Here is a 14471-nt window from a genome sequence, read left to right as displayed (position 1 = left end):
GGTCAGAGCGCGGACATGCGGCGTATCCCGGCGGCGTAGTCGTCGAGGACTTCGAAGATGCCGCGGTGCTGCCATACGCGATTGCGGCCGCGGCCTGACGTTTCAGTCAGAACGCCGAGGTCCGCCAAGGCATCGAGTGCACGCAGCGCCGCCATCTCACCAAGTCCAAGTTCGTTCATGAGGTACTTCGTGTTGACCGCGGGCTGGCCGATCAGTGCGGGCAATACCTTCCATGCTGTGGCGTCCGCCCGCAGCCGCGCCATCTTCGCACGGGACTCCTCCAGCTGTGCGATGAGGTCGTCGACCAGCCGCGATCCGGTGGTCGCGGCGATCCGGGCCGCTCTGGCGAACTCGCGGACGATTGGGCCGGCATTGCCTTGGCGAAATGCGCCCAGTGCCGCGAAGTAGCGCGACGTGTCCACGAGGAGGCCTGCTGAGATCGGCGCCGCGGTTGAGCCCACGAGGCCCTTGTTGCGGAGAATCGACTGTGCCAGCGCACGACCGGTCCGGCCGTTCCCGTCGGGGAAGGGGTGGATCGTTTCGAACTGTGCATGGCTGACCGCGACTTGAACGAGTACGGAGACGTCTTGGCGGTCGATGAACTTAACAAGGTCCATGATCGCGCCACGAACACGGTCATGATGGGGAGCGACGAACTCGGCCATCAGCGGTCCGGCCTGGCCAGGGCCGATCCAGACCTGCTCGTCCCGCCACCGGCCGGCGCCGGAAGGATCGAAGCCGGGCTGGTGGAGCATCAGTGCTTTGTGCATCGCGAGGATGGAGTCCTCGCTGATGTCATCGGCCAACTGGATGGCGGCCTCCATGGCCCGGACGTTGCCTAAGACGGTTAGCGCGTTGGCTTTGTCGCCCTCGTTGATCTCGGCGAGGGCGAGCTGCTTGGCCGACGTCGTCAATTGTTCGATCTGCGAACTGGAGGCCGACTCGGTGCGCAGCAGGATGGCCGTCATCGGTCCGAGGGCGGGGTTATCCGTGCCAAGCGCCCGCTGGGCTTGCTTGTCGAACTCCACCAATTGGCGAGTCGCATCCTCGATGTCGGCGGCATCTTCGCCGGAGATCTCGGGAGTCCAGTGTGCGATCGGTGCTGTAACGGCCGCTTGGTAGGAGCCGGTCTGGCGCGCAACCTCTGCACGTGAGTACATCCCTGGCGCGCGGGGCTTCCAAGCGAAGGTCTCGAACGAGACCGGATCGACTGGAAGGTGCGGTTGCGGAGATGTGGGCATGCTCCTAACATACCAACACTTAGGAATATAAATGTTGAAAATGTCCTCATATACCAACACTTAATACGATAAGTGTTGGTATATGTCAGGGGCGGCCACGCTTGTGGTTACGAAGCCGCCACTCCCGCACCTCGCTAGGATGGGGGAGTGAATTCGACCTTCAGCCTCCGCCCTGCCCGCACCAGCGACGTGGCGGCTATCAAGAGGCTGGTGGCGCCCTTGGCTGAGGAGCGGATCCTCATGGCCAAGGAGACGGTGGCCTATTACGAGAGCCTCCAGGAGTTCCGGATCGCGGAGTCCGGCGATGGCGAAGTGATCGGCTGCGGTGCCCTGCACGTCATGTGGGAAGACTTGGCGGAGATCCGCACCCTTGCTGCAGCTGACTCCTGGCGTGGCCGGGGTGTGGGGCACGTCCTGGTGGAGAACCTGTTGGAGGAAGCGCGGGCACTTGGAGTGAGCCGCGTCTTCTGCTTGACGTTTGAGGTGGACTTCTTCAAGCGCCACGGCTTTGAGGTGATGGCGGACCAGTCGGCCGTGGACCCGCAGGTGTATTCGGAGCTGCTGCGCTCGCATGACGAAGGCGTGGCTGAGTTCCTGGACCTCGCTCGCGTGAAGCCGAATACCCTGGGCAACACCCGGATGATCAAGCAGCTCTAAGGCTGCGCCCAAGGCCTCATTTGCCATGCGCCACGGCGCGTTCTTCAAGCTGCCCGATTATGGGTGATTTAATACCTCTTCTCTTATATCCAGTTGATGGATAAACTGATCAAGGCTTGCTGGGGAAGCTTCCACCACATCGGTCAATTGAGAGAAGATCATGCAGTCCCACGCGTCCTTTTCAGATGTTTCAGAACTCCAACTCAGCGTGCGCGGTCCAGTGTTCACGCGTGCCGATTCCGGCTTCGCCGCCGAAGTAGCGGCCTTCAATTTGTCCACGCAGCACCAGCCCGACCTCGCCTTCGGAGCCCTCGACGCAGAGGACGTTTCGGCGGCCGTTCGTTGGGCCTCTGAACGGGGCATGTCCGTCTCCGTTCAATCCACCGGTCACGGTGCCACCAATGCCATCGAAGGCGGCTTGCTCATCAGCACCCGCCGCATGCTTGAGCTCAGCATCGATCCCCTTGAGAAAACAGCCCGCGTGGGTGCGGGCGTCCGCTGGAAGGCCGTGGTTGAGCTCGCCGCGACGTTCGGTTTGATGGGGCTCTGCGGTTCCACCACTGATGTGGGCGTGGTGGGTTACACGCTCGGCGGCGGCTTACCGATCCTGGGCAGGAAGTACGGCTTCGCTTCGGACCACGTCATTGCCTTCGAGCTTGTCACCGCTGACGGTACGCAGCGCCGGGTGACCAAGGACGAGAATGCCGAACTCTTTTACCTCCTGCGCGGAGGCAAGGGCAACCTTGGCATCGTCACGGCCATGGAATTCCATCTGTTCCCGGCGGCCGATCTCTACGCCGGTGGGGTGTACTTCGACGGCGAGCATGCCCCGGAAGTCCTGGGGGCCTTCAGGGAATGGGTGCCATCGCTGCCGGTGGAGGCATCGGCGTCCTTGGCGTTCCTCCGCCTTCCGGACATGGAGATGATTCCGGAACCACTGCGGGGAAAGTTCGTCATTCATCTCCGCTACGCCTTCCAGGGTGATCTGGAAACCGCGGCGGAAGTCCTGGAGCCCATGCGTCACTGTGCACCGTTCATGATGGACGCCACAGGTCCCTTGGACTCCACCCAGTTCGACACGATCCACCAGGACCCGGACCAGCCTGTACCGGTGCGGGAGCACGGCTTCCTGCTGGATAGGTTGGACGACCAGGCCGCAGAGACTTTGCTGCGGCACTTTGGCCCCGGCGTCGAAAGCCCAGTGTTGCTGGCAGAACTTCGTCTCTTGGGCGGCGCCTTGGCGCAAAGCGCTGAGGGTGAGGACATAGTGGGCGGGCGTGACGCAGCGTTCAGCTTCTTCATGGGCGCAATTGCTGTCCCGCCGGTTTTGGACATCCTGCCGGCAGTCTTCAACTCTGTTCATGAAGATCTCCGTCCTGCCGCAAACGCGGGGACGTTCGTGAACCTTCATGGCCACTTTGTGGATGCCGAGGACAGGGAGCGGCCCTGGTTGCCCGGTGCGCGGGAGCGGCTCCGTAAGGCGAAGGCCGAGGTGGACCCAAAAAACATGTTCAGCTTCGGGCACGTAGTGGGGCTTCCGGTGATCGATCAGACCGTATTGATCGAAGATGTCGTGACCACTGGCGGCGACGCCGTGCTCAACAACTAAGGGGATGCGGACAATGAATAATCGCGTGACGTTCCCCGATTTCTCCGCCTTCCAGATCGACATCCCGCACGGATCATGGCCGCACGAAGCGTCGTGGACCGGGGACCGCCATTCCGATCCTGACCTGTACTCAGCCTTCTGGCCCGAGTTTCACGCCAGGAGCGAGTCGGAGGAAGAGCCGGCTCATCAGAGGGGATCCGCGTCCGCGCCTTGAGCCGGGGACTAACGCATTTCCGTCCGGGAGTGCAGGCGGAAGGGACAGTCATTGGGGGCTGTCCCTTCCGTTATTTAAGTATCCTTCCACCGCTTCAAGGCCTACCGTGGCCCGGGCCGCCGGTAGTAGGGTCAGAGCACCAGCCACAGCACGCCCAGGAGCATCCCATGAAAAAGCTCATCAATGATCCACGCGCCGTGGTGGACGAGTCCGTCGAAGGCTTCGGCATGGCCCATGCCGATATCGTGGACGTCCATCCCGAGCCCAAGTTCGTCGTCCGGAAGGGCGCGCCAGTAGCGGGCAAAGTCGCCCTGGTATCCGGTGGAGGCAGCGGCCACGAGCCACTGCACGCCGGTTTCGTAGGGCTCGGCATGCTGGACGCCGCCGTCCCCGGGGCAGTGTTCACCTCGCCCACGCCCGACCAGATCATCCCGGCGACCGTCGCCGTGGACTCAGGTGCCGGCGTCGTGCATATCGTGAAGAACTACACCGGCGACGTCCTGAACTTCGAGACCGCAGCCGAGATGGCGCAGGCCGAAGGCGTGCATGTTCGTTCGGTACTGGTGAATGACGACGTCGCGGTGGAGGATTCGCTGTACACGGCGGGCCGCCGCGGGGTTGGCGGAACCGTCCTCGTGGAGAAGATCGCGGGCGCCTCTGCCCAACGAGGCGACGACCTTGATACGGTCACAGCCATTGCAGAGCGGGTGGTGGCCAACGTGCGGACCATGGGCGTAGCTCTGTCCGGTTGCACGGTGCCGCACGCGGGCACGCCGAGCTTCGAGCTCGCAGAGGATGAAATCGAGATCGGGATCGGCATCCACGGCGAACCAGGCCGGCACAAGATTGCGATGGAAAGCGCTGACGCCATCACGGACCGCCTGCTGGAGCCAGTGCTCGAAGACCTCGCCCTGGCATCAGGGGACAAGGTGCTGCTGTTCGTCAACGGCATGGGCGGTACCCCACAGAGTGAGCTGTACATCGTGTACCGGCGGGCGGCGCAGGTCCTGGCCGAACGCGGTGCCACCGTGGAGCGGTCGCTGGTGGGGAACTACGTCACGTCCCTGGAAATGCAGGGTTGCTCCGTGTCCGTGCTGCGCCTGGATGACGAACTGACCAGGCTCTGGGACGCGCCCGTCCACACCGCCGCGTTGCGGTGGGGAGCCTAAGCATGGGGCTGGACGTCGGCTGGGCAGTGGACTGGCTGAAGCTCTCCGCCAAAGCCATGGCCGAACATCGCGTGGAACTCATTGAACTCGACCGACCCATCGGCGACTCGGACCACGGCGAGAACATGGACCGCGGCTTCCAGGCCGTACTCCAAAAGCTCGACGAGTCCCCACCGGAAACTCCCGGGGCAGCGCTGAAGGCCGCAGCGATGGCGCTTATGTCCAAAGTGGGTGGAGCGGCCGGGCCGTTGTATGGCACCGCCTATCTCCGCGCAGCTACGTCATGGGGCGATGCTACGGACGTGGATGCCGAGGCGCTGGTAGCTGCCTTGGAGGCCGCCCGTGATGGTGTGGTGGCCCGAGGCAAAGCCGAACTCGGCGACAAGACCATGGTTGATGCGTGGACCCCTGCCGTGGAAGCTGCACGGAAAGCTGCCGAGAGCGGTGCGGATCCTGTGGGCGTCCTTGAAGCCGCCGCTGAGGCCGCAGAGACTGGCGCCGCGGCCACAGACCCGCTGGTGGCACGCAAGGGAAGGGCCAGTTACGTGGGAGAGCGCAGCGCCGGGCACCGTGATCCCGGAGCGGCATCCACGGCCCTGCTCCTTCGTGCGGCCGCGGCTGCCGCTGTGGGCTCCACCGGTGACCAGGGAGCCGACGCCGTATGACAGTGGGGATCGTGGTGGTTTCGCACAGCAGCAAGATCGCTGAGGGCGCGGTGGAACTCGCCGCGCAGATGGCGCCCGACGTCGACCTCGTCGCCGCCGGGGGCACGGACGACGACCGGATCGGGACAAGCCTCGAAAAGGTGCTGGCCGCCGTCGAGCAGTCATTGGTTGATTCCGGCGGCGACGGCGTTGTGGTGCTGACGGACCTGGGATCGGCGGTGATGACGGCTGAGTCCGCCGTGGAGTTCGCCAGTGAGCCTGATGCCATCCTGCTGGCCGATGCTCCCTTGGTGGAGGGCCTCGTGGCCGCAGCCGTCGCTGCCCAGGGAGGCGCCGGCGTTGAGGACGTTCGCAGGGCGGCTGAGGCCGTGGGTTCCAAAGCCGTGGAAGCGACTGAGTCGCCTGGCGTGGCCGAACCTGACGCAAGTGGTGAGTTTGAGCTCATCAACCCCCTGGGCATGCATGCGCGTCCTGCTGCAAAGATCGCCGGAGGCCTGTCCGGTCTGGACGCGGAGGTGACCGTTAACGGCGTCGACGGCATGTCGATCATGGCGCTGATGGCGCTCGCCGCAGGCAAGGGTTCCACGCTCCGCGTCGAAGCTCGGGGCAAGGACTCGCTGAAGGCCGTTGAATATGTGGGGCGGCTGGTGGAGGAAGGGTTCGGCGAGCTCTAGTTTCAGCGGATCTGCTCCAAGATATTGCTAAGTATGCTGATTAGTGATGTTGTAGAGGTACAAGGTTCCTACGACGAAAGAGGTGCGACATGGGTGCTGACGACAAGATGGAGAATGCCGGCGAGAAGCTTGGTGGCAAGGCCAAGGAAGCCGCCGGCAAGCTGACCGACGACAAGGGCCTCGAAGCTGAAGGCAAAGGCGACCAGGTCAAGGCAGACCTCAAGGGCGCCGGCGAGAAGCTGAAGGACGCCTTCAAGAAGGACTAGGAATGTGGACAGGGCCGCTGCGGTTGCAGCGGCCCTGTCTTGTTGTGCAGCGCTTGTTGAGTGCAGCGCCGTTCGTGGCGCGCGCTAACTGATGGAGGATGAAATCGTGAACATATTGGTAAAGCTCTTTGGCCTGGCCGTAAGCCTCGGCGCCGGTGCTCTGGCAAATAAGACGCTGGAGGGCCTGTGGCAGAAGAAGACCGGCAAGCCCGCTCCCAAGGACGGCACTGATCTCAATGACTCCTTGCCCGGCGTCCTGGTCTTCGCGGTAGTTTCCGCGGGTGTTGGCGCAGTGGTTCACGTTCTCACGCAAAGGGGCACCAAGAGCGCCCTTGCCCGCATGAAAAAGACGGCTGACGAGGTTTAGAACATGGCTATCGCTAAATTCCCGAGTGTTGTCATCGATTGTCCCGACGCGGCTGCATTAGCCGCCTTCTACAGCGAGCTGTTCGGTTGGGAAGTCGAGGACAAGGGCGACTGGTTCGACATCCGCCCCAGTGACGGCAGCAACTGCATCTCCTTCCAGCAGGTGGAGGTGTATCAGGCGCCGGTGTGGCCTGGACAGACGATCCCGCAGCAAATGCACCTGGACATGGTGGTGGAGGATTTGGACAAGGGCGAGGAAGTCGCCCTCGCCCTCGGTGCGAGCAAGGCCGACCACCAGCCGGGCGAAACATTCAGGGTGTTCCTGGATCCGGCCGGGCACCCGTTCTGCCTTTGCCTTAGCTAGGGCTAGGGCTAGGGCTAGGGCTGGCCCTGCTGCGCCGGGTCCTGCTGAGCGGCCCATTCCTCCACGCGGCGGTTGCTCTCTTCTTCCGACAGGTCCTCGACACGCGTCATGATGGACCAGCGAACTCCGAAGGGATCGCGGATACTCGCGTAGCGGTCACCTGAAACGAACGTGGACAGTGGTTCCCGGATGGTGGCACCAGCTTGCTCCGCACGTTGAACCAGCCCGTCGGCGTCGGCGCAGTACAGGCCCATCGAGTAGCAGTCGTTTTCTCCCTCCGGTGCCGGGACCAGGTGGTACTCGGGATTGGGCTCGCCCAGCTGGAGGTGGCCGTTTCCGAAGTCCAGTTCCGCGTGGACCACCATCCCGCCCATCTCGGTCTCACCCACTACCCGGGCTCCGAACACCTCCCGATAGAAGGCGATGGCCTCCTTGGCATTGGGAACGGCGAGGAACGGCGTGAGGCTGGTCAGGCCTTTCGGGATGCCGTGGGTCGTGTGTTCGCCGTGGGCGGCAGTGGTTGATGCGGTGCTTGTAGTATCGGTCATGCGTATGACGCTACGTGCCCGGTCCAGGCCGGCGCTTGGAAATTCGCGACAGGTTCAACGCCGAACGGAGGTCCTATGGAAAGCTCCTTCAAAGGCATCCTCTATCCGGCGCGGCTGCCCACCTTCCATCGTTTTCCTGCCCCTGCCGCCGTCGCTGACTTGGTGCAGTGGTTCTGGATCCCGGAATGGGACATAGAGCCGGGCCGCACCTCCCGGCAACACGTCATTGCCTACCCTGCCTCCAACCTGGTGGTTCAAGGTGATGGGGTGGAAGTCTCCGGTCCCACAACCCGCGCCGCGTACCGGGATCTGACAGGCAAGGGATGGGCGGTTGGTGCCCTCCTCCGCCCGGCGGCAGTGCCCCTGTTCGCCGATGACCCAGGAGCCTTGCGCGACAAAGAAGTTGCTCTGGCCTTGGAGGCTCTGCGCCGTCCGGTCGAGGCCGCCATGACGATGCCTTCCGGCGAAACAGCGTCCGACGGCGGCGCTCGCCGTGAGCTGGCAGTGGCCGCCTTTGTGGCGTGGCTGGTGTCGTTGGAGTGTGTTCCGACTGAGGAGGCGTTGCTCGCGAACAGCATGGTGGACCTCATCGCCTCCGACCCCGCAGTGGTCCTGATTGAGGACGCGGCATCACGTCTTGCGGTGTCGCCGAGGACCCTGCAGAGAATCGCGAAGAAGTACGTTGGCCTCAGTCCGTCCGCACTGATTCGCCGCCGAAGATTGCAGGACGCCGCAGAGCGTGCCCGGTCCAGTCCAACAGCGGACCTTGCGGCGATCGCCGTCGAACTTGGCTATGCAGACCACGCGCACCTCACGAACGACTTCCGGAAGTACCTGGGCTTTACCCCGAGTACGTATCGGAGGTCAGCTGGGGAGACTTGAGTGCCGGGGCCGACGGTTCGGCTGCTTCCTCGACGTCCGGCGTCCTGGGCTCCCCGCGGAAGGCGGCCAGCATTGCGTCGCGATCAAACTGTCCCTCCCATTTGGACACCACAAACGTAGCGACGCAGTTGCCCAACAGGTTGACCACAACGCGCATGGAGTCCATCAGGCGGTCCGCTCCCAGCAGGAGTGCCACACCCGCCACCGGGAAGATTCCCAAGGCTCCAGCTGTCGCGGAGAGGGCAAGGAAGGCCGAGCCTGGAACCCCTGCCATACCCTTGGACGTCAGCATGAGGATGCCCAAAGCGGCCAGTTGCTGGCCCAGATCCAGGTTGTGGCCGAAGGCCTGGGCCAGGAAAAGGAGGGAGATGGAAAGGTAGAGCGCGGCCCCGTCCAGATTGAAGGAATACCCGGTGGGGATCACCAGGCCTGTGGTTGCCCGCGAGCAGCCGGCGTTAGTCAGTTTGGTCATGATGCGGGGGAGTACTGATTCCGTAGAGGCTGTTCCCAGGGCCAGCATGAACTCCTCGCGGGAGTACTTAATGAACTGCCACAGTGGGACGCGCGGATAGACCCAGGCCACGATGAACAGCAAGCCGATGAACACCAGGGCGGAGCCGTAGCAGGCGGCCACCAAGAGCGCGTACGTGCTGAGTGAGCTGAGGCCGTACTGGCCGATGATGAACGCCATGGCTCCGAAAGCGCCAACCGGTGCCACCCGCATGACCCAGGCCATGATCTTGAAGAAGAGTTCCAGCGTGGTCTCCATGAGATCAATGACGGGCTTGCACTTCTCGCGGCCCACCACCACGATGGCTGCGCCGAAGAAGATGGCGAAGCAGAGGACCTGAAGCAAAGAGTTGGAGGCGAACGCCCCCACGACACTGGTGGGTATGACACCGAGCAGGAACTGGCCGATGTCCTTGGGCGGAGCTGTGGTGGTCTTGGCGTTTACCGCGTCCTCAGACAACGATGCGGGGTCAATATTGAGGCCGGCTCCGGGCTGGACAACGTTGGCCACGACCAGTCCAAAGGCCAGCGCGAAGAGCGTGGCGGCGGTGAAGTAGATGAGGGCCTTGACGCCCACCCTTCCGACGGACTTCACGTCGCCCACGGCCGAGATTCCCGTGACAATGACCAGGAAGATCAGCGGGGCGATGATCATTTTGATGAGCTGGATGAAGCCGTCGCCCAGTGGGCGGAGGGCGGACCCGACCTGCGGCCAGAAGTACCCAATGGCGATCCCCAGCACCACGGCCATGAGGATCTGGAAGAACAAGGATTTGTACAGGGGCTTCTTTGCCGCCGGGCTCACTTCGGGTACGGGTGCGGGGATCTTCAAGAGGGCGCCTATCTGTGCTGGGGCCGTGCAGGGTCACGGCCTGGGATCACACAAGACGCTATGAGGGGCTTGTTTCGGAATTGCTAATTCCAGAGTCCCCTTGTGTTTAATATCGGAATGAAGATTTCATAATGCGGAAATTCGGCTACGCTTGTAGCGGCAGGCAGGCGTCTGCCAGTACTTCTTCGGGCTTGCGGATCGGCTTGCGTGCAGCATCGAGATACAGCCTGTAGGACACCACATTCTCACTTGCGGCACCAGTGGCACACCCGCATCGGTAGGCGTGCAGCATCCACTGGCCGCCCAGGAGTGCCCGCAGCCAGGCATCGCATTCCGTCAGCGGGAGGGACGTTTGGATCCCTGTGTCCTTCTGGTCCTCGAAGGACTGCAGGGGTCCCAGCCGGTGTTGGCGACGGCCGAGGTGGCGTGGCTGCCCACGCCGTGGAGCTTCGGTCATGGCCGTGCGGAGCTCGTTGAGTTCCGCCGCATGCTTGTTGTGGATCCTCGCGCTGAAGTCCACGGCCCATGACCGTTCAGCTGCGGTAACCCCTTGATTGTCAGCGCTCACTGCATCTCCAAAGATCCACCATCCGGGCATGGTGGCAAGAGAATACCCGGCGGAAAATCAAATCGCCAGAGAGATCAGCTGAAAAACCCACACTGCCATTGTTGAGTCAGCTTCGCCTGCCGATTGCTGGTGTCCGAGGTGGGCGTGAGTCCCGGCGCCCCGGCTTCCCCTGCCCTAAGCGCAGCTACCGCTGCTTCAGCCCCTCCGCGTCCAGCACCACACCGGCCGAGACGACGCGGCCGCACTGTTCGCCGTACGGGTACTCGCCCGTCGGCGTGAAGGTCAACGCCCGGGCCTGCAAGGCCGTTCCGGCCGGGCTGGTACCCGTCACCGTCGCATCTAGCGGAGTCTCCGAGAGCGCCGGCATTTCCAGGAAACCTTGCAGGGTCCCGTCGGGCGACGACGTCGCCGAACAGACGCCATCCGGCGAGCACCCTTGGTCCACAGCCACTGACCCCGGATGCAGCACCAGCTCTTTGTCCGTGCACGTACCGTCTTGGCACGCCTTCAGTCGAAGCGATCCAACGTCATCTGCGTAGTTGGCCGACACCGTCACGGAGACTCCCGCAACATGTCCGATAGCCGGGCAAGCCACCGCTTCAGGAAAGCATCCCGGAAGCAACGCTGCAGTTCCCACGAGCGTCAAAGCCAGTCCGATTCTGCCCATGGCTTCAGGGTAGGACTACACGCCGGTGGAAGCTACGCCGGAAGCCGCAACCCGCCGTCGTGCATTTCCGCCAAGCCGTCACTCAACAAACCGTCCAATGCGCGCTCAAGCTGCTCAGGTGCCGAATTCAGCCTGTGCAGTGCGGCGAGCGGAATGCCAACTCCGGAGGGAGCGAAGCCAAGGTCGGCCGGTGAACGCTCGAACATTTCCCGCGGGACAGGGTAGGCGGCTTCGCGGAGGACGGCCATCACGGCGCCGCGGACCTGACGGTCGGTGCCGTGCCACGACTGGCCCTTGGGGGTGTACGACGGCGGCGGCTCACCGGCCGCAAGCCAAGCGCAACTCGAGCGGACGGGACAGTCACCGCACTTGGGACTGCGGGCCGTGCAGACCATGGCGCCGAGCTCCATGACGGAAGCATTCCAACGCACGGACAACGCCTGCTCGACTGGGAGGAGTGCTTGGGCAAGGCGCATTTCCCCGGCGGTCAAGGCCGGAGCGGGCAGGGCAGTTCCGGACACCAGCCGTGCGTGGACGCGCCTTATGTTCGTATCCACCACGGTCTCGCGCCGACCGAAGGCAAACGCGGCGACGGCGGCTGCCGTGTAACTGCCGACACCCGGCAGTTCCAGGAGCTCGGGATACGTGTCGGGAACCTTGCCGTCGTTCTGCTCGCAGATGGCGACAGCGGCCGCATGCAACCGCAGGGCCCGCCGTGGATAGCCCAAGCGGCCCCAGTGGCGAACGGCTTCGCCTGAGGGCTGGTTGGCAAGGTGGGCGGGCGTGGGCCAGCGGTCCATCCAGTCGCGCCACACCGGGAGCACCCGTACCACCGGGGTCTGCTGGAGCATGATTTCGCTGACCAGGATGCCCCATGGGCTGCAGTCGGGCTCGCGCCAGGGAAGGTCCCTTGCGGCTTCAGCGAACCACTGATCCAGGGCGCCATGGAGCTCGGTGAGCTTGTTGGAATCGGGAAGTGTCATACTGCCATCCACTGTAGTGGAACCCCGATCATCCGAGGCCCCGGGCAGTCCCATGGCCGACGTCACACACGTCCGGATTGGGGCCCTGCGGCGTGTAGGTTAGGTGCCCTGATACGCGCGAGCCTAGCCTAGAAGCATGGCCAACAAGGGTAAGCAGCAGTCGACCGCGCGCTCATCAGCGCCGGCGAAGGGTGCTGCCCGTGGCTCATCCCGTGCCGGTGCGCCGGGCAAAAGCAGCCCGACGAAGAGGCGACGGCCGAGCCCTGCCGTGTACCGCCGTCGTCGACAGGTTGTTTTTGGTGGCCTGCTGCTGGTGATCGTGCTGTTGGTAATTGGCGCGGTGGCCATCACGGGTGCCTTCACCGGGCAGCCGGAGCCGCAGGCCGTCACTACCCCGGACACCTCGCAGGCACCGACGCAGGGGAGCGCGCCCCCCGGAACATCGTCGCCGTCCGCCTCGCCGACACCTGTGTGCGACTTCAACCTCATGACAGTCACCGCCAAGACGGACAAGCCTGCCTACGGTGCGGAGGAGAAGCCACTGCTCACCATGACCATCACCAACGGGAATGCGGCCCCTTGCGAGGTCAACGTGGGCACATCCCAAATGGAGTACCTGGTGATGAGCGGTGCGGACCGCATCTTCTCGTCCAAGGACTGCCAGACCGGCGGCGTGGACCTGATCAAGACCATCCAGCCCGGGAAGAGCGAGACGGCCAATTTTCCGTGGCAACGCAACCGCACACTTGAGGGCTGCGGCGCGATCAACGCCAAACCCGGGGGCGGCGGCGCTTACTACACGTTCGAGGCCCGGCTGGGAAACAAGGCCAGCCCCAAAGCCGTTTTCCAACTGAACTAACGCTGGACCGCGGCGGTTGACGGTATTGGTCGACGGCGGCGGGCGGCTTAGAGGAAGCGGTCCAGCAAACTGGCCTCGGCCATGCGGCTCAAACCCTCGCGGACCGTGCGGGCGCGCTGATCGCCGATGCCATCGACGGTCATGAGGTCGTCGATGGTGGCGGCCATGAGGTTCTGGAGCCCACCGAAGTAGTCCACCAGGCGATCAGCCACGGCCTTGGGCACGGACTTCAGCCCGGACAGCAAGCGGTAGCCACGGGGCTGGACCACGGCGTCCAACTGCTCCACCCCGCCGGCGAAGCCGATGATGTGGGCAATGCGGCTAAGGTCGATCAGTTCCGTCGGGCCGAGGTTGAGGAGGGCTTGGACGGCCTCCTCGATTTCCTCCGGTGTTGCGTCCGGATCCGAGTAGTCACGAATGATGACGTCGCTGCCCGGGCCGCGGCCCATGGTGAGTTCCTCCACCTGCAGCGACAGCAAACGGCCGTCCTCGCCAAGTTCCAGGACGTACTGTGCGATCTCCTCCGAGATGCGGCGGACCATTTCCTGGCGCTGAAGAGTCACGGCGACGTCCCTGACCGTGACGAGAGCTTCGATCTCCAAGGCAGACAGTGAACTGGTGACCTGGTCCAACCTGGCGCTGTACCGTTCCAGCGTTGCCAAGGCCTGGTTGGCGCGGGCAAGGACCTTCTCCGAGCCTTCCAGGACGTGGCGCAGCCCGTTCACGTACAGCGCGATGATCTGCATGGACTGGCTGACGGAAATGACGGGGACGCCGGTCTGGATGGCGACGCGTTCAGCCGTACGGTGCCTGGTGCCGGATTCCTGGGTTTCGATGCTCGAATCGGGAACCAGTTGGACAGCGGCGCGGACGATGTTGCTGGCGTCCTTGTCGCAGATGATGGCACCGTCCATCTTGGCAAGCTCACGCAAACGTGTGGGAGAGAAATCGATACCGATATCGAATCCGCCGGAACAGATGGAGTCGATGGTGCGGTCATAGCCCAGCACGATCAAGGCACCGGTGCGTCCACGGAGGATGCGTTCAAGGCCATCCCGCAACGGAGTTCCGGGTGCGACTCTGGCCAGAGTCGCTTTGAGCGATTCTTCCGGGCTCCGGGCCATAGGGTTTCCCTTCGAAGGTGCAAGCCTCGGCTCACAGACAAGCTGAATCCGGCATCAGTGGGCGCTCATGAAAAATGCCCCAATGACGACAAGCACAATGATAGGGCGTCCGGGCACTGTTAACCGCACCAGCAAGCCCCAAAGTGGGTCATTTCGTTATGTTCGGCTGCCTCTGGAAGAGGGGTTTTCCCGCCTGTCTGACAGGTCCACTTTGGGGAACGGTGCCCGCTGACATGGGCGGATATAACAAATTGGTGTAGTTATTTCCGTGTG

Annotated in this window: 17 protein-coding genes; 10 read left to right on the top strand and 7 right to left on the bottom strand. The window is 63.5% G+C overall.

From position 1 onward, the window contains the following. Positions 1-2: 2 nt before the first annotated feature. Positions 3-1241, bottom strand: a complete 1239-nt coding sequence (locus ACR30Z_RS10885; RefSeq protein ID WP_144653233.1) for a Fic family protein — start codon at positions 1239-1241, stop codon at positions 3-5. Positions 1242-1388: 147 nt separating this feature from the next. On the opposite strand from ACR30Z_RS10885, the gene ACR30Z_RS10880 reads away from it, so the two are divergent. From ACR30Z_RS10880 to ACR30Z_RS10845, 8 genes are all read left to right on the top strand, one after another. Next, positions 1389-1898 (top strand): amino-acid N-acetyltransferase, encoded by a 510-nt coding sequence (locus ACR30Z_RS10880; protein WP_144653232.1) that lies wholly within the window; start codon positions 1389-1391, stop codon positions 1896-1898. A gap of 160 nt (positions 1899-2058) precedes the next feature. After that, the gene (locus tag ACR30Z_RS10875) at positions 2059-3507 is read left to right on the top strand and encodes an FAD-binding oxidoreductase (RefSeq protein WP_434372555.1); all 1449 of its coding nucleotides are present in this window, start codon (positions 2059-2061) and stop codon (positions 3505-3507) included. A gap of 381 nt (positions 3508-3888) precedes the next feature. After that, a complete protein-coding gene (gene dhaK / locus ACR30Z_RS10870; RefSeq protein ID WP_144653229.1) occupies positions 3889-4890 on the top strand; it encodes a dihydroxyacetone kinase subunit DhaK in 1002 nt (333 codons plus the stop codon). A 2-nt stretch (positions 4891-4892) separates the two neighbouring features. After that, on the top strand, positions 4893-5555 hold the full coding sequence (gene dhaL / locus ACR30Z_RS10865) for a dihydroxyacetone kinase subunit DhaL (protein WP_434372553.1): 663 nt from the start codon (positions 4893-4895) through the stop codon (positions 5553-5555). Further along, on the top strand, positions 5552-6229 hold the full coding sequence (gene dhaM / locus ACR30Z_RS10860; protein WP_434372552.1) for a dihydroxyacetone kinase phosphoryl donor subunit DhaM: 678 nt from the start codon (positions 5552-5554) through the stop codon (positions 6227-6229). Before dhaL ends, dhaM begins: the two co-directional genes overlap by 4 nt. Positions 6230-6318: 89 nt before the next feature. Next, a complete protein-coding gene (locus tag ACR30Z_RS10855; RefSeq protein ID WP_144653226.1) occupies positions 6319-6495 on the top strand; it encodes a CsbD family protein in 177 nt (58 codons plus the stop codon). A 106-nt stretch (positions 6496-6601) separates the two neighbouring features. Further along, complete coding sequence (locus ACR30Z_RS10850) at positions 6602-6862, top strand: DUF4235 domain-containing protein (RefSeq protein WP_144653225.1); 261 nt, start codon at positions 6602-6604, stop codon at positions 6860-6862. Between the two features lie 3 nt (positions 6863-6865). Further along, positions 6866-7225, top strand: coding sequence for a VOC family protein (locus tag ACR30Z_RS10845; protein ID WP_434372551.1), 360 nt, complete (start codon positions 6866-6868; stop codon positions 7223-7225). 14 nt (positions 7226-7239) lie between these two features. Here the strand turns inward: ACR30Z_RS10845 and ACR30Z_RS10840 are convergent, their stop codons facing one another. Continuing rightward, positions 7240-7773 carry a VOC family protein gene (locus ACR30Z_RS10840; protein WP_434372550.1) on the bottom strand — a complete coding sequence of 178 codons (534 nt, stop codon included), beginning with the start codon at positions 7771-7773 and terminating at the stop codon, positions 7240-7242. 75 nt (positions 7774-7848) lie between these two features. On the opposite strand from ACR30Z_RS10840, the gene ACR30Z_RS10835 reads away from it, so the two are divergent. Continuing rightward, the gene (locus ACR30Z_RS10835; RefSeq protein ID WP_434372549.1) at positions 7849-8655 is read left to right on the top strand and encodes a helix-turn-helix domain-containing protein; all 807 of its coding nucleotides are present in this window, start codon (positions 7849-7851) and stop codon (positions 8653-8655) included. Here the strand turns inward: ACR30Z_RS10835 and ACR30Z_RS10830 are convergent. From ACR30Z_RS10830 to ACR30Z_RS10815, 4 genes are all read right to left on the bottom strand, one after another. Continuing rightward, on the bottom strand, positions 8615-9997 hold the full coding sequence (locus tag ACR30Z_RS10830; RefSeq protein WP_434372548.1) for a cation:dicarboxylate symporter family transporter: 1383 nt from the start codon (positions 9995-9997) through the stop codon (positions 8615-8617). The genes ACR30Z_RS10835 and ACR30Z_RS10830 overlap by 41 nt on opposite strands. 145 nt (positions 9998-10142) lie before the next feature. Continuing rightward, positions 10143-10565: a hypothetical protein gene (locus tag ACR30Z_RS10825; protein ID WP_434372546.1), complete on the bottom strand. Its 423-nt coding sequence runs from the start codon at positions 10563-10565 to the stop codon at positions 10143-10145. 184 nt (positions 10566-10749) lie between these two features. Continuing rightward, the gene (locus ACR30Z_RS10820) at positions 10750-11232 is read right to left on the bottom strand and encodes a hypothetical protein (protein WP_144653220.1); all 483 of its coding nucleotides are present in this window, start codon (positions 11230-11232) and stop codon (positions 10750-10752) included. A gap of 32 nt (positions 11233-11264) precedes the next feature. Further along, positions 11265-12215: an A/G-specific adenine glycosylase gene (locus tag ACR30Z_RS10815; RefSeq protein ID WP_434372545.1), complete on the bottom strand. Its 951-nt coding sequence runs from the start codon at positions 12213-12215 to the stop codon at positions 11265-11267. 136 nt (positions 12216-12351) lie between these two features. Between ACR30Z_RS10815 and ACR30Z_RS10810 the strand changes: the two genes are divergently transcribed. Then, positions 12352-13074, top strand: a complete 723-nt coding sequence (locus ACR30Z_RS10810; RefSeq protein WP_434372544.1) for a hypothetical protein — start codon at positions 12352-12354, stop codon at positions 13072-13074. 47 nt (positions 13075-13121) lie between these two features. On the opposite strand, the gene disA is transcribed toward ACR30Z_RS10810, so the two are convergent. Beyond that, entirely contained in the window at positions 13122-14198 is a 1077-nt protein-coding gene (gene disA / locus ACR30Z_RS10805; protein ID WP_024819020.1) for a DNA integrity scanning diadenylate cyclase DisA, read from the bottom strand. Between the last annotated feature and the right edge of the window lie 273 nt (positions 14199-14471).

This window comes from Paenarthrobacter sp. FR1 (assembly GCF_051106045.1).
Classification (GTDB): Bacteria; Actinomycetota; Actinomycetes; order Actinomycetales; family Micrococcaceae; genus Arthrobacter; species Arthrobacter nitroguajacolicus_A.
The sequence above is the reverse complement of the archived record's forward strand: the minus strand, read 5'-3'. Positions and strand labels throughout refer to the sequence as shown.